Origin of the sequence: Salmonella sp. 2020_1459, assembly GCF_043847915.1 — a bacterium.
GTDB lineage: Bacteria > Pseudomonadota > Gammaproteobacteria > Enterobacterales > Enterobacteriaceae > Salmonella > Salmonella enterica.
On the sequence record NZ_JBCMFA010000012.1, the window covers coordinates 1 to 24698 of the forward strand.

A 24698-nucleotide genomic window follows, 5' to 3' on the forward strand; every position below is an offset into this window, starting at 1 on the left:
GTAAAAGAGTCCGTGGCAATTTATAACCATGAACGGCCACACCTGGCCCTGAAATACAAAACGCCCGATGATGTTCATCAGGCGTTTTACAGACAAAAAACTGTCAACCTATATCAGGACTAGTCACTAGGGATAACAGTATTTGTTCAGACACATTCTGTGATCCGTAATCGCTTTCATTACGCTTCCTGCCGTGAGTTTTAACGAAGGATTTATAGTCAGTCCCGCGCTTTCCAGCCCCTTAGCTGTCCATTTATTGCAGGTATTGAGTATGCCGTAGCGGCCATTCGCGGCGTAAAACTGGCTATCGCCGTAAATTCCTTGTTTTAACGGAATCAGATTACCCTCTGCGTCACGCGCAAAGCTGCGGCCCAGATAACGCATCAGACTGTTACGCTGGTTTGTGTGCAGGAGCAGTGATTTTATCTCGCTACCGGCGAAATAGCGTTCTGGTTGACCGGAAAAGGCGACGATGTGCATAACCGCGCCGGATGACCAGAACATGGCCTGGAGCGTAAGCGCGGTGGTTATTTCTTGTGACTGATAAAAGCCCTTATCGCCCCAGCCGATTTCATACCACTGCGTCTCCTGAGCGAACCGTTTTTTAAGCTGTGGCAGAACGGTATTAACATCATGGGCCGGCGCAATAATTCCCGTGTGCCAGCCATGACTGACGATATAGATTTCCGTCGGGGAGGGCTGTCCGCCTGTCGTAGGTTTTACGGCTTGTGGAAAGGTTGTGCAGCCATATAGCAGTAAACTTAACCAGGCGATAAAGAGATTTTTCATGACATATCACCAGCAAAGGCGCGGTATGTTGTGGCGTTTGTCTAATGACGCTGCGCTTATCGGGTCGGTGCCGGATTGGTAATCCATTGATATTTTTGCATTCCTCTTCGAGGGCAATAAGGCGAATGTCATAACTACAATACGTTTTAACCATTCAGGCGGAAGTTGGCTTCCGCCTGTTTTACTTTTACTATCTCGCTTTATTTTTTAAACATCTGCTCTGGATCGATAATCAGCGCCCGATAACCCAGCATACCGGCACGGTTACTGTGTACTTTTAGCTCCAGCATCACATCCTGAGTGCCGTCTTTGACTTCATCCAGAACGGAAACGATCGGTTTTGTACCGCTCATTCCCGCTGTAGCCGAGTACATGAACATCGTTTTGGTTTCCGGGCGATATTCCGTGACGGAAGTAATGGCGCTGTACCAGTCAAAACCGCGCTCTTTACCATATTCCCACATTTGGGAAACCGTCATATTTTTTTCGTCAATCTGATATTCCACGCCACGGGAATATTTCATTGACGGCATGGCCGGTTGTTCCATGCCGCGCGCATCGCCGTTATCAAAGGCGGTCACGACGGTTTTACCTCCGGTGCTTTTGGATGGCACTAACCAACCGGTATGTTGTGTCCATGTCCAGTCAAATCCACCGTCGCAGTGGTGCGCTTCGCAGGTTAGCGGTTTACCGTTGCTGTCTACGGGTTTCAGCACTTTTTTCGCCAGTTCGCCTTTCCAGCCGGATGGATCGGAAAGTATCCATTTCACTTTTTTATCGCGGCCAATTTTGATGATGGCAGACTGGTGGCGCGAGCTAATGATAATGCTGTCGTCGCGAGGATCGTAGCTGACGGAGTTAACATGCGCCCAGTTGCGGCCCGGGCCGGAGCCCGCGATATCGCCGAAGGGTTGTTTTGCAAGCTGCTCTTTGGTCATGACCTGACCGGAATGTTCGGCATCGACGCTCAAACATACCGCTCCCTGATCCATCGCCAGAATAACGTCGTCACGATAGGGGTCGAGGATTTTTGGCAGATCCCAGTAATCGACGGTATCGCCGTTCTGGTCAACTTCAAGAATATGATCACGCACCGTATTGATGGTGTATTTACCATTTAATGGATAATTTTCTTTTGCGACACGCAGCAGGTAGGTGCCTTTCGGCGTTTCGGTAATGGCGTGCGAAAAATCAATAAATCCTTTTGGCAGTCGTTTATCGGAAATAACGCGGCCTAAGAAATCATATTTAAAGTAACGTTGACCCTGGCCAAAAATAAGATTGCCATCGTTAACCTGATGGAAGCTCATCATGGAACCAAAGCGCGTTATATCATCCTGGTTACGGAATTTATCAATATTCATATAGCCGCGAACATCGCCATTCGTATCGCTAATCCAGTTGATACCGGTATAATCCCAGTTCGCCGCGCCGCCTGCGACATGCATAATGTGGCCGGCTCTTGGCATCCCCGTTATATGGTTAAAAAGATATAAGCGATTTTTAAGCGAGCTATCGACTTTAACCGGTTCTACTGTAGGAAGAACGGCAGTTTGCCCGGTAGTAGAGGGTAATGATACCGGTGCGGCGTAAATGGACCACGTATATGTTTGTTTTTTACCTTCTTCAGTCCAGTCAACTTTAACCTTATTGACATAATCTGGATACAAGCCAAATACAGGTATGCCGTCATGGGTATTTATAGCCTGCGGGCCGACATCATAACTGATCGGGATGCCTTTTTCCCCTTTCCCTAAAACGGTAACCTTCACGTCCTGTACATTATGATTGGCTTTATTAATGATTGCTGTTAATGGGAAAACGCCGCCGTAGGGAGCGACATCGACCATACCTAATGGCCCTTCATGGACTGGAATGACATCTTCTGATGCGACCATTGGCCTGTTTGGGTCTAAAACGCCTGAGGCCAAAACGCTGCCGCTCAAACACAGGCAGCATAATACAGGTAAGACTTTCCTTGTAAATAACATATTTATTTCCCCATTCGATATTATCGATAAAATGAATGTATATTAACCTTCTTATTTATCGGAGATGAAAAAACATTTAAAAAAGTAAAACAATCCGCGGAGGGGAATAATGATGTTGGTCACAAATATGAGGTGTCCATGGTCTTTTTAACAATACTCATCGTTATACTATTTGTTCAGTAAATATATGGCGGTGTATTATTATTCATGTACGCTTTGCTACGTGAAACATTAAATAAATATTGGAAGTTTAAATATAATAAAATTATATCGGTTATGGCATGTCGGGAATTTTTTTTCAGGAAAGTAACGAAGAGAAACTTATCATGTCTGACAAATTTATCTATCGAGGGCTATTCGGGAAGATGAACGGTTAGAAAAATGTCGGAGATAGCCGTGTACAGGGGGAATCGTTAAAAAAGCGCGGCCAGAGGCGTTCTGACCGCATGCTTTGCTATCAGTATTCCCACGTTTCCGGGTCAATCCCCATCTCACGCATGATCTCTTTTGCCGCTTCCGGGATTTCATCGCTGCGCTCTTTTCGCAGATCGGCATCATCCGGCAAGGGTTGCCCGGTAAAGGCGTGCAGAAATGCTTCACACAACAGCTCGCTGTTGGTGGCGTGGCGCAGGTTGTTCACCTGACGACGCGTACGTTCATCGGTGAGGATTTTTAACACCTTCAGAGGAATGGAAACCGTAATTTTTTTGACTTGCTCACTCTTCTTACCGTGCTCAGCGTATGGGCTGATATATTCGCCGCTCCATTCAGCCATGAGATACTTAATCCTCTTCGTCATTAATATTGAGGTCTGAACCTGAGCCCGGACCATAATCGCGCGTAGTTTACCGTAGTGGCGCGGCCCTGACACGAAGTTAGCGGTCGCAGATGTGCGCTAATGCATATAATTTTAACGGCTATTTGCGGTTTGCTCAATCTATACGCAAAGAAGTTTAGATGTCCAGATGTATTGACGTCTATTGTGGTAGTGGTTAATCTGTGGTCTGACTTTCACCGACTCAGCCAGGAATATCTTCATATGACGCGTAAACAGGCCACTATCGCAGTGCGTAGCGGATTAAACGACGACGAGCAATACGGCTGCGTTGTGCCGCCGATCCATCTCTCCAGCACCTATAACTTTACCGGTTTCAATGAGCCGCGCGCGCATGATTATTCCCGCCGCGGTAATCCCACGCGTGATGTGGTTCAGCGCGCATTAGCGGAACTGGAAGGCGGCGCGGGCGCGGTATTGACGAATACCGGCATGTCGGCGATTCATCTGGTCACCACCGTTTTCCTCAAGCCGGGCGATCTGCTGGTCGCGCCGCATGATTGCTATGGCGGCAGTTATCGTCTGTTTGACAGTCTGGCGACACGCGGCTGTTATCGTGTGCGGTTTGTCGATCAGGGCGATGAACGCGCCTTACAGGCGGCGCTGGAAGAAAAACCGAAGCTGGTACTGGTAGAAAGTCCAAGTAATCCATTGTTACGCGTGGTGGATATTGCGAAAATCTGTCGGCTGGCGCGCGAGGCGGGCGCAGTGAGCGTCGTTGATAACACGTTTTTAAGCCCGGCGCTGCAAAATCCGCTGGCGTTGGGTGCCGATCTGGTGTTGCATTCATGCACGAAATATCTCAACGGTCATTCGGATGTCGTGGCCGGCGTGGTGATTGCGAAAGATCCGGAAGTGGTCACTGAACTGGCGTGGTGGGCGAATAATATTGGCGTGACCGGCGGGGCGTTTGATAGCTATCTGCTGCTGCGCGGTTTGCGAACTCTGGTGCCGCGTATGGAGCTGGCGCAGCGCAACGCGCAGGCGATTGTGAAATATCTGCAAACCCAGCCGTTGGTGAAAAAACTGTATCACCCGTCGCTGCCGGAAAATCAGGGGCATGAAATTGCCGCGCGCCAGCAAAAAGGCTTTGGCGCAATGTTGAGTTTTGAACTGGATGGGGATGAGGAGACGCTGCGTCGTTTTCTGGGCGGGCTGTCGCTGTTTACGCTGGCGGAATCTTTAGGGGGAGTGGAAAGTTTGATCTCTCACGCCGCCACCATGACGCATGCCGGTATGTCGCCGCAGGCGCGTGCCGCCGCCGGGATCTCCGAAACGCTACTGCGTATCTCCACCGGTATTGAAGATGGCGAAGATTTAATTGCCGACCTGGAAAATGGCTTCCGGGCTGCAAACAAGGGGTAAACATGAGTGTGATTGCGCAGGCAGGGGCGAAAGGTCGTCAACTGCATAAATTTGGCGGCAGTAGTCTGGCGGATGTGAAGTGTTACCTGCGTGTCGCAGGCATTATGGCGGAGTATTCGCAGCCTGACGATATGATGGTAGTGTCCGCCGCAGGCAGTACCACCAACCAGTTGATTAGCTGGCTCAAGTTAAGCCAGACCGATCGCCTTTCTGCGCATCAGGTATTACAGACGTTACGCCGCTACCAGTGCGATCTGATTAGCGGGCTGCTTCCCGCCGACGCGGCAGATGACTTAACCAGCGCTTTTATCAGCGATCTGGAACGTCTTGCCGCCTTGCTCGACGGCGGCGTAACGGATGCCGTCTATGCTGAGATTGTCGGACACGGCGAAATTTGGTCGGCGAGATTGATGTCCGCCGTCCTGAATCAGCAGGGGCTGGATGCCGCCTGGCTGGACGCGCGCGCATTTTTACGCGCCGAACGCGCCGCACAGCCGCAGGTTGATGAAGGGCTATCTTATCCTTTATTGCAACAGCTACTGGCGCAGCATCCGGGCAAACGTCTGGTCGTGACCGGCTTTATCAGCCGCAATCATGACGGCGAAACGGTCCTGTTAGGCCGGAACGGTTCCGACTATTCCGCCACGCAAATCGGCGCGCTGGCGGGCGTTTCCCGCGTGACCATCTGGAGCGATGTCGCGGGCGTTTATAGTGCCGACCCGCGCAAAGTGAAAGATGCCTGCCTGCTGCCGTTGCTGCGTCTGGACGAAGCCAGCGAGCTGGCGCGTCTGGCGGCGCCTGTTCTGCACGCCCGTACGCTACAGCCAGTGTCCGGCAGCGATATCGATTTGCAGTTGCGCTGTAGCTACACGCCGGATCAAGGGTCAACCCGAATTGAACGAGTGCTGGCTTCCGGGACGGGCGCGCGTATCGTGACCAGTCACGATGATATCTGTCTGATTGAGTTTCAGGTGCCCGCCAGCCAGGATTTCAGGCTGGCGCATAAAGAGCTCGACCAAATTTTAAAACGGGCGCAGGCGCGTCCGCTGGCAGTGGGCGTGCATCGCGATCGCCAGCTATTGCAGTTCTGCTATACCGCCGAGGTAGCGGATAGCGTACTGAAACTCCTCGACGATGTCGGGCTGCCGGGCGAATTGCGCCTGCGGCAGGGGCTGGCGCTGGTGGCGATGGTCGGTGCGGGCGTTACTCGCAATCCGCTACACTGCCATCGCTTCTGGCAGCAGCTTAAAGGTCAGCCAGTGGAATTTACCTGGCAGTCGGAGGAGGGCATCAGTCTGGTGGCGGTGCTGCGTACCGGCCCAACTGAGAGCCTGATTCAGGGGCTGCATCAGTCGGTTTTCCGCGCCGAAAAACGCATTGGCCTGATGCTGTTCGGTAAGGGGAACATCGGCTCCCGTTGGCTGGAACTGTTTGCCCGTGAACAAAGCACGCTTTCCGCGCGTACTGGCTTTGAATTTGTGCTGGCGGGCGTGGTGGATAGCCGCCGTAGCCTGCTGAATTATGAAGGGCTGGATGCCAGCCGCGCGCTGGCATTCTTTGATGATGAAGCCGTTGAGCAGGACGAAGAGTCGCTATTCCTGTGGATGCGTGCGCATCCGTATGATGATTTAGTGGTGCTGGATGTGACAGCAAGCGAGCAACTGGCCGATCAGTATCTTGATTTCGCCAGCCACGGTTTTCATGTGATTAGCGCCAATAAACTGGCGGGCGCAAGCGCCAGCGATAAGTATCGCCAGATTCATGACGCGTTTGAAAAAACCGGGCGTTACTGGCTGTATAACGCCACCGTGGGCGCGGGATTGCCGATCAACCACACGGTGCGGGATCTGATTGACAGCGGCGATACGATTCTCTCGATCAGCGGGATCTTCTCCGGGACGCTATCCTGGCTGTTCCTGCAATTTGACGGCACGGTGCCGTTTACCGATCTGGTGGATCAGGCCTGGCAGCAGGGGCTGACCGAACCCGATCCGCGCGTCGATCTTTCCGGAAAAGATGTCATGCGTAAGCTGGTGATTCTGGCGCGCGAGGCGGGATACGACATCGAGCCGGATCAGGTGCGTGTAGAATCGTTGGTGCCGGCGCATTGTGAAGAAGGGTCTATCGATCACTTTTTCGAAAACGGCGACGCGCTGAATGAACAGATGGTGCAGCGTCTGGAGGCAGCCCGCGAACTGGGGCTGGTGTTGCGTTACGTGGCGCGTTTCGACGCCAATGGCAAAGCGCGCGTCGGCGTTGAAGCGGTGCGTCCGGAGCATCCGCTGGCGGCGCTGCTGCCGTGCGATAATGTCTTTGCTATTGAAAGCCGCTGGTATCGCGATAACCCGCTGGTGATCCGTGGGCCGGGCGCGGGTCGCGATGTGACCGCCGGGGCGATTCAGTCGGATATCAACCGCCTGGCGCAGTTGCTGTAATAAAGGCAAGTTCGTGAGCGAAGCGCCGGGTTGCGCTTCGCTCCCTCATCAATACGTTATGCAGTCATTCTGTAGATACTGATATACGAAGCGCTATCCGATTGCTGACGAAACATTATGGCGTGATGCTTTTTACATTCTCAACCCGGACATCCATCCGGGGGTAAGGAATATTGATGCCGTTTTCATCCATTGCTTCCTTGATATTTTCCAGAAGATCGTAGTAAGTACTCCAGTACTGAGCGTTGGGCACCCATACGCGAACATAGAAATTCAGGCTAGAGGGCGCAAGTTCGCCCAGGCGGACCGTAATATCGCGGGTTTTATCAATGCGATGATCTTGTTCAATAATACGATGTATCACGCTTTTTACGTCAGCAATACGGCTTTGGTAATCCACGCCAATAATCAGATCAATACGTCGATAGGGGTGTCGTGAATAGTTGATAATATTATCAGCAATAATTTTACCATTCGGGATGACAACTTCTTTGCTATCCGCAGTGAGCAGAGTGGTGGAGAAAATATGGACCTTTTCTACTGTGCCGATAACCAGGCCAATTTGTACAATTTCCCCGGCGCGGAAAGGGCGCAGGGAGACAAGCAGTACGCCTGCGGCAAAGTTGGAAAGTGACCCTTGCAACGCCAGGCCAATGGCTAAACCCGCCGCGCCGATAACGGCAATAATTGAGGAGGTTTCTATACCGACACGGCCAAGAGCGGCTACTGCCGTGAAAGCTATTGTGATGTAGCGAACCAGCGCGGAGAAAAAGTGGACAATAGTGGCATCCACTTGCCGCCTGAGAAGTAATTTTTCCAGCCCCCTCGATAGTAAGCGAGCTATTAACTTACCGATGAAAAGTAGAATGATGGCGGCAACAACATTCCAGCCAAAATGAATTACCGAGTCACTGTGCTCGGCCATCCATTTGATCGCGCCTTTAATTTTTGGAAATAACTCAAAACCTTCCATGTTTATCCTCTGTCAGCAGTATCCGCGGTATTAGCGGTAATAAAACGGTTCATTTTTGCCTGGATAATCGCCGCGCCGACGGGTGGCAGCAGTAACGCCCAGAATAGTGTCCAGCCGGTTCGTATTCCGCCATCTTCGTTTTTATTCGCCAGCAGAGCGCGGATTTCGTCGCTAAGCGTCAGACACAATATGGCTGTGCCAAACGGCATAATGGCTGACAGCCATCCCGCGCCACATGCGGTCATGAGTCGGGGCGAAGGCGCCACAAATTGCATTTCCCGGTGAATTCTGAAGAACCAATAAATAATATAAAATGGAATGAAAAAGGCCAATAATGCGACGACAAGGGGTTCTGCGCACTCAGGTCGCTGGGTTGATGAGAACCTTTTGGGCGGTGCAATATAGAAAAGTTCTTTTTTGAGCGGTAATAGTAGCAAAAGCGCGATAACCGCTAAAGTAATTACGATTATTCCTATATAAGGAATTGAGTATATAAATATAGACAGATAGCCAGCGATGATAAATTTGAACAGTAAGCAGAGGCTAAATAAAATAACAAATGTCTGAGCACTGCCGATAGCGCTGAAAAGCAGCATGGGGACTAACAGCGTTATGATCCCCACACCCAGATTAATTAAAAACTGCGCTATGATAAGCCTGACTACGTCAGACGGGCCATTTATGCAGAAGGAACAGACCACGCCAATGATTAACAGGAGCGCAACAAAGTAGAAGGGGTAACAATTTTTTATACGGCAGACAAACCAGCTGGCAACCATACCCAGGAGGTATCCCAGTTGGCCGCCAACGAGAATGGCGCCAATACGATCGGCTGGAATAGACAGAGATTTACTCCAAAAATAAACACCATACGACGATCCCAGCGAACCGATAAAAGAGAGCACCAAAAAGAAAAAAGTGATCCCCCAGAATCGATAGCTACTCAGGAGATCGGCACAGGTCCATTTTTTATCTGACATTGACGGTAAAGTAATTTCCATATTTATCCCTTGTTTTCCATAGAAAATAAGAATGTATAGAACTATTTAAATTGATAATAAATATTGATTATGTGAATAACGTTTATAGCCGATTTTAACTTAAAACGAAGGGCCATTTTATCAAATGGTTCTATTCTTTTTCAGCGTATAAAAGCAGGATGTGAGGTGATTAAATCTGTAGCGCCTTCTGAATGATAATCTGTGATTTTTTATGCGTGGCATTACATCATTGGGTTAAATGTGATTCCATTGTGAGTTATATTTTTCCGTCAGCAAATACAGAATTTGCGTGACGCGTTTGGCGGAATAGTGGGCGCTTTGCTGGAATTCAGGTTGTTGCCATAGCCAGGTAACAAAGCGGCGACTGGCCGCCAGATTAACGGCGACACCTTGTTCTAAGTGGGAACCAGTTAACGAACAGACCATTTTGCGGTTGTGACCTTGCCCCCAGAGTTGCCACTGATTTTGCCACCATCCCTGCCATGTTTTGCCTAACAGTTGCCACTCTGCGCGGCAATCGTCATCGTTTATCTCTTCCTCAACGAACCACAGCGAGGAGAGACGCTGGCGAAACCGCTCCGCCCATGCCGTAATGACCGCGCCGCGCAAAAAACACTCATGGGCAATGATGTGTGTCGTGACATCAGGAAAACGGTTTTTCAGCACCCGAAAATGACCATGCGCCGTAATGACCGGGCGAAGTATTGTCCCTTGCGCGTTCCGTTTAAGCGCCGCCGGGCCATACTGAATCTCATCGAACTGACTGCGCTGTAAAAATTGCCGTTCTTTAATGGCGATACGGTGAATAATATCGCCCTTCTCGCCCTCGGGCGGCGCAATTCCTTTCCAGTGGTAATGCAAACTTTTTCCGGCAGACAGTAACGTGAAATTGCTGGAAAGGTGAAGAATATTGCCGCGAACAGCATCAAAACTGAATAAAAAGTACAATTGCTGGAAGGCATTCGCTCCCTGAAACGGTACGAGCAGCGGAATACTGCAAATCTGTTCCGGCGTTTCGGCGACATTCAGCGCGTGCTGTTTTGGCGTCCAGACTTTCTTACAGTACTGGCACTGAAGTCGCTGCGTTCCGCCGGGATTACGTCCATAACGAATCCATGTTTTTTGATAGCAGTCGGGGCAAAAGTGACCATGCTCTTTGGCATATTGCGCGATATAAGCAGACGCCCAGCGGCGAAATTCCCCCTCGTTGAAGAGCGGCGGATAACTGCCGCAGGCTCGACAATGCAATGCCGGATAACCCAGGCGATAGTCCGGCCACACATAATCCGGCGAGTCAGGCAGCCCAAGATTGCGACAACCAGCGCTTTTGCAGGCATTAATGGTGAACAGAGGCGGCATACATTTTACCAACGATTTTGGCAGGTCGTTGATTCTGCCTTCATAAAACGGTACGCGGGTGTGAGGACTCTCACATAAAAAAACCTTTCAGAACGTAACGTAGCGAATCTTTATATGACTGAAAGGGACTTATTTATGAAAGTAAAACTGCTTGCTGCCGGTATTTTGTTCACGCTGCCGTTCTGGGCCTGCGCCAAAGATGTCACCATTATTTACACCAACGATCTACACGCTCATGTGGAGCCTTATAAAGTACCGTGGATTGCTGACGGTAAACGCGATATTGGCGGTTGGGCCAATATCACTACGCTGGTGAAGCAGGAAAAAGCCAAAAATAAGGCGACGTGGTTTTTTGATGCCGGAGATTACTTTACCGGACCGTATATCAGCAGCCTGACGAAGGGTAAAGCGATTATCGATATTTTGAATACCATGCAGTATGACGCTGCCACTATCGGTAATCATGAGTTCGATCATGGCTGGGACAATACATTGTTGCAACTGAGCCGGGCGAAATTCCCTATCGTACAGGGCAATATTTTTTATGAGGACAGCAGTAAATCCTTCTGGGATAAGCCGTACACCATTGTTGAAAAAGATGGCGTCAAGATTGGCGTAATCGGCTTACACGGTGTCTTTGCTTTTAATGATACGGTATCCGCCGCGACGCGCGTGGGCATTGAGGCACGCGATGAAATTAAGTGGCTGCAACGTTACATTGATGAACTTAAAGGTAAAGTCGATCTGACCGTCGCGCTGATCCACGAAGGCACCCCGGCCCGCCAGTCCAGCATGGGGAATACCGATGTGCGACGCGCGCTGGATAAAGATATTCAGACCGCAAGTCAGGTAAAAGGGCTGGATATTTTGATTACCGGCCACGCGCATGTCGGTACGCCAGAACCGATTAAAGTCGGTAATACGCTGATCCTCTCAACGGACAGCGGCGGTATTGATGTGGGTAAACTGGTGCTGGATTACAAAGAGAAACCACACCACTTTACGGTGAAGAACTTCGAGCTGAAGACCATTTTTGCTGATGAGTGGAAGCCAGATCCGCAAACGAAACAGGTGATCGACGGCTGGAACAAAAAAGCTCGATAAAGTCGTGCAGCAAACGGTGGCGCAGTCGCCGGTTGAGCTGACCCGCGCGTATGGCGAATCGTCGTCGCTGGGGAATCTGGCGGCGGATGCGCTGCTTTTTACGGCGGGGAAAGACACCCAGTTAGCGCTTACTAACTCTGGCGGTATCCGCAACGAAATCCCGGCTGGCGCGGTGACGATGGGGGCGGTAATCAGTACCTTCCCGTTCCCTAATGAACTGGTCACGATGGATTTAACCGGTAAACAATTGCGCAGCCTGATGGAGCATGGCGCTGGCTTAAGCAACGGCGTATTGCAGGTGTCTAAAGGGCTGGAGATGAAGTATGACAGCAGCAAACCTATCGGCCAGCGGGTTACCGTGCTGACGCTCAATGGCAAGCCGATTGACGATGCTACGGTTTATCACATCGCTACCAACAGCTTCCTTGCCGACGGCGGCGATGGTTTTGCGGCATTCACGGAAGGCCAGGCGCGGAACACCTCCGGCGGCTACTATGTGTCGAATGCGATAGTCGATTACTTTAAGGCGGGCAACACCATCACGGATGAGCAGCTCAAAGGAATGCGCGTTGCGGATGTGAAGAAGTAATTTCCCCTGCCGCGGCGCGTTCAGTGTCGCGGCGTGACATGAAGAAAATTCAACTTTGCTGAATATTCCTCATTCTTTGGCGTGATTTTTCAGTTGACGTCCTTCCGCTTTTCCGTCATTTTTACATCTGGACGTCTAAACGGATAGATGTTTACAACACAACAAATAATAACATGCGATTGATGAGGTAAGGTATGAGCTTTTTTCACGCCAACCAGCGGGAAGCCCTGAATCAGAGCCTGGCGGAAGTACAGGGTCAGATTAACGTTTCGTTTGAATTTTTCCCGCCGCGCACCAGTGAAATGGAGCAAACCCTGTGGAACTCCATCGATCGCCTGAGCAGTCTGAAACCGAAGTTTGTTTCGGTAACGTATGGCGCCAACTCCGGGGAACGCGACCGCACTCATAGCGTTATTAAAGGCATTAAAGAGCGTACTGGGCTTGAGGCCGCGCCGCACCTTACCTGTATTGACGCCACCCGCGATGAACTGCGCACCATCGCCCGCGACTACTGGAATAACGGTATCCGCCACATTGTCGCTTTGCGCGGCGATTTGCCGCCGGACAGCGGTAAGCCGGAGATGTACGCCGCCGATCTGGTTGGTTTGCTCAAAGAGGTGGCCGATTTCGATATTTCAGTAGCGGCCTATCCGGAGGTACATCCGGAAGCGAAAAGCGCGCAGGCCGATCTGCTTAATCTGAAGCGTAAAGTGGATGCTGGCGCTAACCGCGCGATAACCCAATTTTTCTTCGATGTGGAAAGCTACCTGCGTTTTCGCGACCGCTGTGTTTCCGCCGGTATCGACGTAGAAATTATTCCCGGCATTTTACCGGTGTCTAACTTTAAACAGGCGAAAAAATTTGCCGATATGACCAATGTCCGCATTCCGTCCTGGATGTCACTGATGTTTGAGGGTCTGGATGATGACGCAGAAACCCGCAAGCTGGTGGGCGCTAACATTGCGATGGACATGGTGAAAATTTTAAGTCGCGAAGGAGTGAAGGATTTCCACTTCTACACGTTGAATCGTGCGGAAATGAGTTATGCCATTTGCCACACGCTGGGCGTAAGACCGGGTTTATAACCTCCAGCTCCCTGCCGGGAGCTTTATTACAACTCATATTGATCTACATCTCTGTAACTAAAAATATAAAAGGTATTAGCTATCGAATCTGTGGATTAATTCAACTATATCTATTTGCTCCTGGTGTATATCGTAACGGTAACACTTTAAAAGGGAGCTGAGATATGAGCACGACCGACGATACCCATAACACGTTATCCACTGGAAAATGTCCTTTCCATCAGGGGGGGCATGACCGAAGCGCAGGCGCAGGGACTGCCAGCCGCGACTGGTGGCCGAACCAGCTTCGCGTGGATCTTTTGAATCAACATTCCAACCGTTCTAACCCGCTGGGTGAAGACTTTGACTACCGCAAAGAGTTTAGCAAGTTAGACTACTCCGCCCTGAAAGGGGATCTCAAGGCGCTGCTGACCGATTCACAACCGTGGTGGCCCGCCGACTGGGGCAGCTATGTCGGTTTGTTTATTCGTATGGCCTGGCATGGCGCTGGCACCTACCGTTCTATTGATGGTCGTGGCGGCGCGGGTCGTGGTCAACAGCGTTTTGCGCCGCTTAACTCCTGGCCGGATAACGTCAGCCTGGATAAGGCGCGTCGTTTGTTGTGGCCGATTAAGCAGAAATATGGCCAGAAAATTTCCTGGGCTGACCTGTTTATTCTGGCGGGTAACGTGGCGCTGGAAAACTCCGGCTTCCGTACCTTCGGTTTCGGCGCCGGGCGTGAAGATGTCTGGGAACCGGATCTGGATGTGAACTGGGGCGATGAAAAAGCCTGGTTGACTCACCGACACCCTGAAGCGCTGGCAAAAGCGCCGCTGGGCGCGACCGAGATGGGCCTTATCTACGTTAACCCGGAAGGGCCGGATCACAGCGGCGAACCACTTTCTGCCGCCGCCGCTATTCGCGCTACCTTTGGCAATATGGGGATGAACGACGAAGAAACCGTGGCGTTGATCGCTGGCGGGCATACCCTCGGTAAAACCCACGGCGCGGCAGCGGCATCCCATGTAGGGGCCGATCCGGAAGCCGCACCGATTGAAGCGCAGGGCTTAGGTTGGGCCAGCAGCTATGGTAGCGGCGTTGGCGCGGATGCTATCACCTCCGGGCTGGAAGTGGTCTGGACGCAGACGCCGACCCAGTGGAGCAACTATTTCTTCGAGAACCTGTTCAAATATGAGTGGGTACAAACCCGTAGTCCGGCTGGCGCTATCCAGTTTGAAGCGGTAGACGCGCCGGATATCATCCCGGACCCGTTCGATCCGTCGAAAAAACGTAAGCCAACCATGCTGGTCACCGACCTGACGCTGCGTTTTGATCCGGAGTTCGAGAAGATTTCCCGTCGTTTCCTTAACGATCCGCAGGCCTTTAATGAAGCCTTTGCTCGTGCCTGGTTCAAACTGACGCACAGAGATATGGGACCAAAAGCGCGTTACATCGGACCGGAAGTGCCGAAAGAAGATCTGATCTGGCAGGACCCGTTGCCGCAACCGCTCTACCAGCCAACGCAGGAAGACATTATCAACCTGAAAGCGGCGATCGCTGCATCCGGGCTTTCTATTAGCGAGATGGTTTCGGTTGCCTGGGCATCCGCGTCTACTTTCCGCGGCGGCGATAAGCGTGGCGGCGCTAACGGCGCGCGTCTGGCATTAGCGCCTCAGCGCGACTGGGATGTCAACGCCGTTGCGGCTCGCGTTCTGCCGGTATTAGAAGAGATCCAGAAAACGACGAATAAAGCTTCGCTGGCCGATATTATTGTGCTGGCGGGCGTGGTCGGTATCGAGCAGGCGGCCGCTGCTGCGGGTGTCAGCATCAGCGTACCTTTTGCGCCGGGCCGGGTGGATGCGCGTCAGGATCAGACCGACATCGAGATGTTCTCGCTGCTTGAACCGATTGCCGATGGATTCCGTAACTATCGTGCGCGTCTGGATGTGTCGACGACCGAATCGCTGTTGATTGATAAAGCGCAGCAGTTAACGTTGACCGCGCCGGAAATGACGGTACTGGTTGGCGGGATGCGTGTGTTGGGAACCAACTTTGACGGCAGCCAGAACGGTGTCTTTACCGACAGACCGGGCGTGCTCAGCACTGACTTCTTCGCTAATCTGCTGGATATGCGTTACGAGTGGAAGCCCACCGACGACGCTAATGAGCTGTTCGAAGGCCGGGATCGTCTGACTGGCGAGGTAAAATACACGGCGACCCGCGCCGATCTGGTGTTTGGTTCCAACTCCGTACTGCGCGCGCTGGCGGAAGTTTACGCGTGTAGCGATGCGCACGAGAAGTTTGTGAAGGACTTCGTCGCGGCATGGGTGAAAGTGATGAACCTGGACCGTTTCGATCTGCAATAATCTGATGGGTTAATTCGTCAGCGGCTGCTATTCGGTAGTCGCTGACGTTTTCCGCGTTTAATGCGAAAAATAACGAAAATGCCCCGTGACTTTCCAGTTAAATAATACATCTTCCTCCTGTGCTCCCGCGCCTATGTTATGCACAACCAGCGGCACCCCTTCAGGCGTGACGTTCAGGGATACCACGCCAATATGCGCAAGGCCGTTATCCAGCCGCCAGGAGACAATATCTCCCGGTTGATAATCGCTATATTTATCTGTCACCGGCAACGCTTTGTTTTGACGCTGGAACCAGGTTTCCAGATTCGGAACGCGGCGATGGTCGATATTGCTGTCCGGGCGTTTCAGCTTCCAGTTATTCGGGTAGGCAGAGAAATGCGCCTGCATGTCTTCATGTACCCGTTTCTGTAAATCAACCTGCTGACTGCGTAGCGCGCGGATGACGACATCTGCACATACTCCACGCTCCAGCGGAAGATCGCCATTCGGATAATCCAGACGAACATAGGCAGCATCATAAAATAGCGTCTTACCTATTTGTGTCCCGGCACTTTGGGCGATTGCAGCATTAGTTTGCGCCTGAACGGTTATTGGTCTGGTATCAGAGCGTGGCGAATGATGAGAGATATGGCTAATAAAAAAAGCAGCAAGAATACCGATAAGCGCCTGTGCGAATTTCATCTTCTTCGTCCGTGAAGTGTGTCAGTACGTCATTTGACTTTCCGCGGAGAGAATGGTGCGTGACAAAAAAGTCTATTTCAGGACAAAATGGACTGATTCCAGGCTATGGAATACCTGATGATGGCGCTTCGCTTACCCGGCCTGGATGATTGGATAACAAGGCCAGATAAGGCGCCTGTGTCGATATTCGGCAAATGAATTCTGTTGTGTCAGCAAGCTGAAATACTCCTGACTATCGTCAGGAGTATTGCTCAGACCTTATTCCCATTCCTGCAAGAAACGTTGACCGTACTGGTCGGCGACCAGCAGCGCGGCGTACACTTCATCCGGCGTTGCGCCGCCAGGCATGTTATGAATAGTTTCACCTTCTGCGCAGGAGGCTTCCGCGACGGTGCGCATTTTGGCCGGGATATCCTGTTTAATATCCAGTTGCGCTAGCGTAATCGGCAGGCCAACGGAATGGCACAGTGCCGCAACGGTTTCGATTTCTTCGACCGGCGCGTTTTCCAGCACCAGTTGCGTCAGCGTACCGAAAGCGACCTTCTCACCGTGATAATAGTGGTGCGCATCAGGAATCGCCGTTAAACCGTTATGAATCGCGTGCGCTGCGGCCAGACCGCCGCTTTCAAAACCGACCCCGCTCAGGTAGGTGTTGGCTTCGATGACGCGTTCCAGCGCTGGCGTGACGACGTGCTGTTCGGCGGCCAACATGGCTTTTTCGCCTTCTTCGATCAGCGTGTTATAGCATAGCTCCGCCAGCGCCAGCGCGGCCTGTGTACACTTGCCGCCCGCCATTGTGGTGGCGCCGCTGCGTGAGCAGGCGCGCGCTTCAAACCAGGTCGCCAGCGCATCGCCGATACCGGCTGCCAGCAGACGCGCCGGCGCGCCCGCCACTATCTGCGTATCGACAATGACCATATTCGGGTTATGCGGCAGCAGCAGATAACGGTCAAACTCACCGGCATCAGTATAAATAACCGAGAGTGCGCTGCACGGTGCGTCGGTAGAGGCGATGGTCGGCGCGATAGCGACCGGGACGTTCATAAAGTGCGCCAGCGCTTTGGCGGTATCCAGCGTTTTACCGCCGCCGATACCCAGTACGGCGCCACACTGACTTTTTTCGGCGACGGCGCGCAGCCTGTCGATCTCATTTTGCGAACATTCGCCGCCAAACGGGGCGATTTCTACTGACAAACCGGCATCCGTCAGGCTTTTGCGCAGCGTCTCTTCGGCAAATCCCAGCACGAATTTATCGCCCACAACCAGCCAGTTGTTCGCCATTGGTTTTAAATAATCGCCAAGACGCGCGATGACGTTTGCACCCTGAATATACTTACCTGGTGACTGAATAATGCGATCCATACATTTCTCTCCTACAGGTTCAGATTACCAAAAGCGTTTTTCCAGTCTTGCTCAAACTTCTCTATTGCTGACTCTACCGCAGGCGTATTGAGCATTTGTTGCGCTACATCTAAAGGAAGGGTAATCGCCTGGCAACCTGCCAGTAAGCAATCCAGCGCCTGCCGCGGCGTTTTAAAGCTGGCCGCCAGTACCATGCTGTCGGGAGCGTGATGTTCCAGTAGCGTTTGCAGCTCCTGAACCATACGAATGCCATCGCCGCCCTGCGCATCAACGCGGTTGACGTAGGGAGCGACATATTTTGCGCCCGCCAGCGCCGCCAGCAGGCCCTGCGACGCGCTGTAGACGGCGGTGCCCAGCGTCACGATGCCTTCTTTTTTCAGCAATTTAATCGCTGCAAGACCTTCGGCGGTCACCGGAATTTTCACCACAATGCCGGGGATGGCGTTATTCAGTCGTTTGGCTTCTTCCACCATCCCTTTCGCGTCGCGGCTCATGGTCTGCGCAAATAAAGTGCCTTCTTCGCCGATGGCGTTTTGCAGCCTGGGCAGCACATCCCAGATAGATTCTTTGCTGGCTGCCACAATGCTTGGATTGGTGGTGACGCCGGCAATCGGGAAAATGCGCGCCAGACGTTCAACTTCCGCCACGTTAGCGGTATCCAGATAGAGTTCCATAGTCTTTCTCTTCGTGAGTTTTCGTTATGGACAGGATAAAGGAGCGTGCCCCGGATGCGCTATGTGACAAATCTGCCAAAAACTGGACAAATGTGATGCTCTTGGTAAAGTGTGATTTACTTCACAAGTTGGTGATGATTAACGTATAACGTGCTGTTGTATGCCATGTGGGGGAGTGAGGTTTTTGCATTGATATTACAATAATCCAGTAAATGCGCGTTTTATCTACTGTATTCTCTTTACTGGCGTGTGGATTATTTTTCCGTTAGCTGGCTGTGATACTGGCGGCGATACTCCGACGGCGAACGTTCCGTATTTTTGCGAAACAGGCGGCAGAAATAGTTACTGTCGACAAAACCGCAACGGTGCGCCACCTCTTTCACTTTCAGGTCATAGCCCTTCAGCAACGTTTTGGCGTGTTCCAGTCGCGTATGGTTCAGGTATTCGTTAAAGCCGATGGCCCCCGTTTTCTGGAACAGGTGCGAGAGGTAATTTGGCGAGATATAAAACGCTTGTGCTACCGATTCGCGCGTCAACGGCGCGGCGTAGCGTTCATCAATATACTCCCGAATGGCTTCAAAAAGCGCGCGGCTGCGGGAGGCGGTCTGGATTTGGCTGCCGAGCAGATCGCGGCAATGGCTTAGTAGGCTGGCGACAATCAATCTGGCCGTTTGCTGCTCTTGCGGCTGCATCTGCATCTCATTAAGCGTTTGTAACAGGAACGAGCCGATACGCGGGCCACGGCGCGCAACGTGCTGTTTCGTGAGGTTTTGATGCTGCTGACCATCCCAGTGGACTACGCTGAAACCTAACTGCTGTTTGCCAAACAGAATGCTCAGGGTGGTGACGGGCGTTTGCCATTGCGGGATGTTCCAGCCGCCAGCCGGAACGTAGAGAACATCGCAAGGAATGAGCGGGGCGGTAATGCTCATGTCAGTAAGCTCGCCCTCCAGCACAATCTCCAGCCGCGGAAAATCCACCTGGTACGCCAGTTCCGGCGCTGGGCCGCTGGCGCTGGCAAAATAAATCTGGCGCAGCGGCAGCGGGCCGTTGATGAGACGGGAGAGAAGGTGGCTGACGTCGTGATACATGATAATCCCCTGCCGATCGCAAACAGAGGAAACAGTAACGTCGAAAACCGATGTCCTCAAGCGATTATTGCCGGATAGCGGCGCTTTGCGCCTTATCCGGACTACGGGAGAGAAGCACGCCAGGCCCGATAAGCGTTAGCGTTATCGGGCAACATACAGGCTATTGATTACCGACCTGATCGCCATACGGCAACGTATCATAATCAATCAGCGCGTTTTTCTTATACGGGTTGCCAATCCAGCGCGTGGTCTCTTTGAACTGCGGGTTGGTGATGGAACGCGTCGGGTCGTAGCCATCATAGGTCAGGCCCGCTAAGTCCGACCAGGTGTGGATAAGCTCGGAACTGCTGTACTTACGATCGACATCCTGTGAGAAGTCGCGCGGATGCGCTGCCTGCCATTTCTCTGAGGTCCACAGCAGGAACGGCACCGTATACATATGACGGGTTGGCGAATCTTCGTTTCGTCCCTGCGTCTTATGCGGCGGCGTGTCATACACTTCTTCACCGTGATCGGAGAAGTAGAGCAGGAAACCGTTCGGATCGGTCGCTTTATAGTCCTTAATCAGGCTGGCGACAACATAGTCGTTATACAGATTCGCGTTGTCGTAATCGTTATACGACTCCAGTTCGTCGCTGCTTAATCCCGGCGGAACATGGTCGGTTTTACCATCAAACTTGCCCTGGTTTTCTGGATAGCGGAACTTGTATTTAATGTGCGTTCCCAGCAGATGCACAATAATGAATTTTTTCGGCGCCGGGTCGGCTAACACCGCTTTAAACGGCGCCAGCACGTTGCTGTCATATTCGCGCGCGCTTTGAGTGCGCTGCTGGTTCATATAGAACTGCTTATCAGTCTGCTTAGAGAACACGGTCAGCATGGTATTACGCGCCGTCATCGTCTGCTGGTTAGTGATCCAGAAGGTTTTATACCCGGCCTGTTTCATCATATTCATCAGCGATGGCTTCGTCAGATACCAGTCCGGGTTCTTTTCGTCCGCGAACGTTAGCGCCTGTTGCAGAATCTCAATGGTGTACGGTCGCGAAGTTACCACGTTATTAAACACGGTCAGCCCGGGGTCGGTTTTATGCAGCGCGTCCAGTTCCGGCGTGGTTTCGCGCGGATAACCGTACAGACTCATACGGCCACGCTGGGTCGATTCGCCAATCACCAGTACCAGCGTGCGCGGCGCATCGCCGGAGTGGTCCTGGAAGTTAGCCAGCGGCGGCAGGGCATCGTTTTCATTCAGCAGTTTATTCAGCGAGGCGAGCTGTAAACGGTACTGATAGTAGCCAGTAATAAATTGCCACGGCGCGGCGGGTTCCATTCGTGACGCCAGGCTATCCAGCGTTTTCTCCATCGACTTATGCTTGATAAAGGTATTCATCGCGATGGGATGGAGGATCAGCCCGTACAGCAGGGCAAACGACACCAGATAGCGCCAGGGGGATGGAATATAAACCGGGCGCAGACGTGTCCACAGCAAAATCGCCGCCACCGTATAAGCCAGCGCGACAAGAACAATTTTTAGACTGAAATATTGGCTTAAATATTCGCTGGCTTCATTGGCGTTGGTTTCAAACATCACAAACAGCACGCTTTGCGAGAACTCCTGCCCGTAGATTACGTAATAGCTCAGCGCCGCCAGCGAGGCGGCCCAGAGTACGACGCCAATAACGGCAGCAATAACCCGGATACGAGCTGGAAACAGAAAGACCGGGATCAGCCACAGTGAGCTGTACAGTAGCGAATCCCGCAGACCGTTTGTCCCGCTGTATCCGGTGAGATAAATAATGGCCTGCAGGAGGGTGGAAAAGAACCAAAAGTAGAGCAGTGCCCAGCCCAGGGCTTTCCAGCTAAACGCGGGTTTAGTCTGGAGTAATGTGGATTGCATAATGAGAGCCTGTCTTTAATCGTAGCGCCAAACGTAACGCCTGAACCTTAAAAGAATCTGAAGCAAACCTGCTTTATGCCGCACGTTTTGCTAAGAAAGATTTACAAATGCATAAAATGCAGACAGGAATATATTGAAAAAATGACGAGGATGACAGCAGTATTTCATGCCGCCCCCACATAACTGCGTGAGGGCGGCTTTCTTTTGGCGTTAGCCGGTGTTGCGCATACCGGCGGCGACGCCCGCAATCGTGACCATCAACGCCTGTTCGACGCGAGGATCGGGCGATTTGCCCTGCTCTTCAGTCAGACGGGAACGATACAGCAACTCGGCCTGCAACACGTTTAATGGATCGGTATAAACGTTTCTTAACTGAATGGACTCCGCAATCCACGGTAAGTCGGCCATCAGGTGCGAATCGTTGGCAATCGCCAGCACCACTTTAATGTCTTCTTCCAGCAGGTCTCGTAGCTCTTTGCCCAGCGGCCATAGCGTTTTCGCCACCAGACGCTGATCGTAATAGTCGGCCAGCCACAGGTCGGCTTTCGAGAACACCATTTCCAGCATTCCAAGACGCGTGGAGAAGAACGGCCAGTCGCGACACATGGCTTCCAGTTCGCTTTGTTTACCGTCTTCCACCACTTTTTGCAGCGCAGTACCCGCGCCCAGCCAGGCTGGCAGCATCAGGCGGTTTTGCGTCCAGGCGAAGATCCACGGAATCGCGCGCAGCGATTCGACGCCGCCAGTTGGACGACGTTTCGCCGGACGTGAGCCGAGCGGCAATTTGCCCAGCTCTTGCTCCGGCGTCGCGGAGCGGAAGTACGGTACAAAGTCTTTATTTTCGCGCACGTAGCCGCGGTAGGTTTCACAGGAGATGACGGAAAGCTCATCCATAATATGACGCCAGCTGTCTTTCGGTTCCGGCGGCGGCAGCAGGTTTGCTTCCAGAATTGCGCTGGTGTAGAGCGACAGGCTGCTGACGGTGACTTCCGGCAGGCCGTATTTGAAGCGGATCATCTCGCCCTGCTCGGTCACGCGCAGACCGCCTTTCAGACTGCCTGGCGGTTGCGAAAGCAGCGCCGCGTGGGCTGGCGCGCCGCCACGGCCAATAGAGCCGCCGCGGCCGTGGAAGAGGGTGAGCTCGATGCCGGCTTTTTCACAGGTTTTGATCAGGGCGTCCTGCGCCTGATACTGCGCCCATGACGCGGCCATAACGCCGGCGTCTTTCGCCGAGTCGGAGTAGCCGATCATGACCATCTGCTTACCCTGAATCAGCCCGCGATACCAGTCGATATTCAACAACTGGGTCATCACGTCGTCGGCATTGTTCAGGTCGTCGAGGGTTTCAAACAGCGGCGCGACCGGCATGGCAAAGCCGATACCTGCCTCTTTCAGCAGCAGATGCACAGCCAGCACATCAGACGGCGTTTTCGCCATTGAAATCACGTAGGCGGCGATCGACCCCTTTGGCGCTTCGGCAATAACCTTGCAGGTTTCAAGCACTTCGCGGGTATCGTTGCTCGGCTCCCAGTTACGCGGCAGCAGCGGACGTTTGGAGTTCAGTTCGCGGATCAGGAAGGCCTGCTTGTCGGCTTCCGACCAGCTTTCGTAGTCGCCAATACCAAGGTAGCGGGTAATTTCGCCCAGCGCTTCGGTATGGCGGGTGCTCTCCTGACGGATATCAATACGCACCAGCGGTACGCCGAAACACTTCACGCGGCGGAGCGTGTCGAGTAACTCGCCGTTGGCGATAATGCCCATGCCGCAGGCCTGTAACGACTGGTAGCAGGCGTACAGAGGTTCCCAGAGCTGCTCGTTTTGCGTCAGCAGGCCAGCCGGTTTGGGCAGCTTCTCGCCTTTCAGACGCGCTTCCAGCCAGGACTGGGTCGCCATCAGACGGGCGCGCAATTTTTTCATCAGGTAGCGATACGGCTCAGACGCGCCTTCTTCGCCCACTAACGCCAGCAGCTCCGGCGTGGCGTCGACCATCGACAGTTCTGATACCAGAACATGAATGTCTTTCAGGAACAGATCGGTGGCTTTCCAGCGGCTTAACAAGAGTACGTGGCGGGTGATATCCGCCGTCACGTTCGGGTTGCCGTCACGGTCGCCGCCCATCCAGGAGGTAAAACGTACCGGCACAAAATCCACCGGCAATTTGTAGCCGAGATTTTCTTCCAGCTGTTCGTTCAGTTCACGCAGATAGTTAGGTACGCCCTGCCACAGGCTGTTCTCAACCACGGCGAAGCCCCATTTGGCTTCATCCACCGGGCTTGGACGCTGCTTGCGGATCTCATCCGTATGCCAGGATTGGGCAATCAACTGGCGCAGGCGACGCATCACCTGGTGGCGTTCGTAGTCGGCGATATCGGTATTATCAAGCTGTTTCAGACAGTTGTTGATTTCACCCATTTTGTGAATAAGCGTACGGCGGGTAATTTCTGTCGGATGGGCGGTTAGCACCAACTCCAGAGACAGCGACTCTACCGCTTTTTTGATGGTTGCGTCGTTGAGGTCCGGTTGGTTTTTCAGTTTGCGCAGAGTGCGGGCAATCACTTCCGGGTTGCTGGCGGCTTCGCCTTTTGGCGAAATGCTGTGGTATTGCTCGGCAGTATTGGCCAGGTTCAGGAACTGACTAAACGCGCGCGCAACTGGCAGCAGCTCGTCATTAGACAAATTTTGTAGCGTGGTGAGCAGCTCCTGGCGATTAGCTTCATTGCCGGCGCGTGAAGATTTGGATAGCTTACGGATTGTTTCTACACGATCAAGAATGTGTTCTCCCAGCGCATCCTTGATGGTTTCTCCCAGCACCTTGCCGAGCATACTGACATTACTACGCAACGCGGAATATTGTTCGTTCATATGACCCCAGACACCCCATCTTTAATGTAATTGCCCTGTCTCTTTCATGCCACAGCGGCAGTGGCTGCGCTCGCCCGTATGCCAGTTCTGCGGAATGGGCTCGTTTGCCGCCTTGCTGTGACGTGAAATTTTTCGGACTTTGCTTTTTAGCCGTCTTTTATAAAGCCACGTAAAACCCGTGGCGTCAATTACTGCGAAATCGGTTCAGCAAACGAAGAAATGACGGTAATTTATTAAAGTTAATTCGCATCGTGCCAAATAAG

General features: G+C 52.4%; 16 protein-coding genes and 1 pseudogene. 5 read left to right on the forward strand and 12 right to left on the reverse strand.

Translation table 11 applies throughout. The features are described 5' to 3' along the window. Positions 1-126: 126 nt before the first annotated feature. The 3 genes from ACH0VJ_RS21890 to metJ all read right to left on the reverse strand — a co-directional run bounded on the left by ACH0VJ_RS21890 (position 127) and on the right by metJ (position 3555). On the reverse strand, positions 127-789 hold the full coding sequence (locus ACH0VJ_RS21890) for a TIGR02117 family protein (protein WP_000792797.1): 663 nt from the start codon (positions 787-789) through the stop codon (positions 127-129). 200 nt (positions 790-989) lie between these two features. Continuing rightward, complete coding sequence (locus ACH0VJ_RS21895) at positions 990-2780, reverse strand: aryl-sulfate sulfotransferase (protein WP_371359483.1); 1791 nt, start codon at positions 2778-2780, stop codon at positions 990-992. Between the two features lie 457 nt (positions 2781-3237). Further along, a complete protein-coding gene (gene metJ / locus ACH0VJ_RS21900) occupies positions 3238-3555 on the reverse strand; it encodes a met regulon transcriptional regulator MetJ (RefSeq protein WP_000852811.1) in 318 nt (105 codons plus the stop codon). A 264-nt stretch (positions 3556-3819) separates the two neighbouring features. On the opposite strand from metJ, the gene metB reads away from it, so the two are divergent. Both metB and metL read left to right on the forward strand, forming a co-directional pair. Next, positions 3820-4980 carry a cystathionine gamma-synthase gene (metB, locus tag ACH0VJ_RS21905; RefSeq protein ID WP_000197216.1) on the forward strand — a complete coding sequence of 387 codons (1161 nt, stop codon included), beginning with the start codon at positions 3820-3822 and terminating at the stop codon, positions 4978-4980. Between the two features lie 2 nt (positions 4981-4982). Continuing rightward, the gene (gene metL / locus ACH0VJ_RS21910; RefSeq protein ID WP_000110811.1) at positions 4983-7415 is read left to right on the forward strand and encodes a bifunctional aspartate kinase/homoserine dehydrogenase II; all 2433 of its coding nucleotides are present in this window, start codon (positions 4983-4985) and stop codon (positions 7413-7415) included. A gap of 115 nt (positions 7416-7530) precedes the next feature. On the opposite strand, the gene mscS is transcribed toward metL, so the two are convergent. The 3 genes from mscS to ACH0VJ_RS21925 all read right to left on the reverse strand — a co-directional run bounded on the left by mscS (position 7531) and on the right by ACH0VJ_RS21925 (position 10748). Beyond that, positions 7531-8388, reverse strand: a complete 858-nt coding sequence (mscS, locus tag ACH0VJ_RS21915; RefSeq protein WP_000398251.1) for a small-conductance mechanosensitive channel MscS — start codon at positions 8386-8388, stop codon at positions 7531-7533. A 2-nt stretch (positions 8389-8390) separates the two neighbouring features. Continuing rightward, positions 8391-9389: a hypothetical protein gene (locus ACH0VJ_RS21920; RefSeq protein WP_000406812.1), complete on the reverse strand. Its 999-nt coding sequence runs from the start codon at positions 9387-9389 to the stop codon at positions 8391-8393. A 234-nt stretch (positions 9390-9623) separates the two neighbouring features. After that, positions 9624-10748, reverse strand: a complete 1125-nt coding sequence (locus ACH0VJ_RS21925; RefSeq protein WP_001134811.1) for a hypothetical protein — start codon at positions 10746-10748, stop codon at positions 9624-9626. 135 nt (positions 10749-10883) lie between these two features. On the opposite strand from ACH0VJ_RS21925, the pseudogene ACH0VJ_RS21930 reads away from it, so the two are divergent. From ACH0VJ_RS21930 to katG, 3 genes and pseudogenes are all read left to right on the forward strand, one after another. Then, positions 10884-12441, forward strand: a pseudogene (locus ACH0VJ_RS21930) (bifunctional metallophosphatase/5'-nucleotidase). Positions 12442-12635: 194 nt separating this feature from the next. Beyond that, the gene (gene metF, locus ACH0VJ_RS21935) at positions 12636-13526 is read left to right on the forward strand and encodes a methylenetetrahydrofolate reductase (protein ID WP_000007504.1); all 891 of its coding nucleotides are present in this window, start codon (positions 12636-12638) and stop codon (positions 13524-13526) included. A gap of 164 nt (positions 13527-13690) precedes the next feature. After that, positions 13691-15871 carry a catalase/peroxidase HPI gene (gene katG / locus ACH0VJ_RS21940; protein WP_000108103.1) on the forward strand — a complete coding sequence of 727 codons (2181 nt, stop codon included), beginning with the start codon at positions 13691-13693 and terminating at the stop codon, positions 15869-15871. Between the two features lie 57 nt (positions 15872-15928). On the opposite strand, the gene ACH0VJ_RS21945 is transcribed toward katG, so the two are convergent. The 6 genes from ACH0VJ_RS21945 to ppc all read right to left on the reverse strand — a co-directional run bounded on the left by ACH0VJ_RS21945 (position 15929) and on the right by ppc (position 24435). Next, the gene (locus tag ACH0VJ_RS21945; protein WP_000666689.1) at positions 15929-16552 is read right to left on the reverse strand and encodes a DUF1287 domain-containing protein; all 624 of its coding nucleotides are present in this window, start codon (positions 16550-16552) and stop codon (positions 15929-15931) included. A gap of 258 nt (positions 16553-16810) precedes the next feature. Further along, the gene (locus ACH0VJ_RS21950) at positions 16811-17914 is read right to left on the reverse strand and encodes a glycerol dehydrogenase (RefSeq protein WP_000374031.1); all 1104 of its coding nucleotides are present in this window, start codon (positions 17912-17914) and stop codon (positions 16811-16813) included. A gap of 11 nt (positions 17915-17925) precedes the next feature. Then, positions 17926-18588, reverse strand: a complete 663-nt coding sequence (gene fsa / locus ACH0VJ_RS21955) for a fructose-6-phosphate aldolase (RefSeq protein ID WP_000424866.1) — start codon at positions 18586-18588, stop codon at positions 17926-17928. A gap of 254 nt (positions 18589-18842) precedes the next feature. Then, the gene (locus tag ACH0VJ_RS21960; RefSeq protein ID WP_000274595.1) at positions 18843-19679 is read right to left on the reverse strand and encodes an AraC family transcriptional regulator; all 837 of its coding nucleotides are present in this window, start codon (positions 19677-19679) and stop codon (positions 18843-18845) included. Positions 19680-19839: 160 nt separating this feature from the next. Continuing rightward, complete coding sequence (locus ACH0VJ_RS21965; protein WP_001192084.1) at positions 19840-21573, reverse strand: phosphoethanolamine transferase CptA; 1734 nt, start codon at positions 21571-21573, stop codon at positions 19840-19842. 210 nt (positions 21574-21783) lie between these two features. After that, the gene (ppc, locus tag ACH0VJ_RS21970; protein WP_001005548.1) at positions 21784-24435 is read right to left on the reverse strand and encodes a phosphoenolpyruvate carboxylase; all 2652 of its coding nucleotides are present in this window, start codon (positions 24433-24435) and stop codon (positions 21784-21786) included. Positions 24436-24698 lie beyond the last annotated feature (263 nt).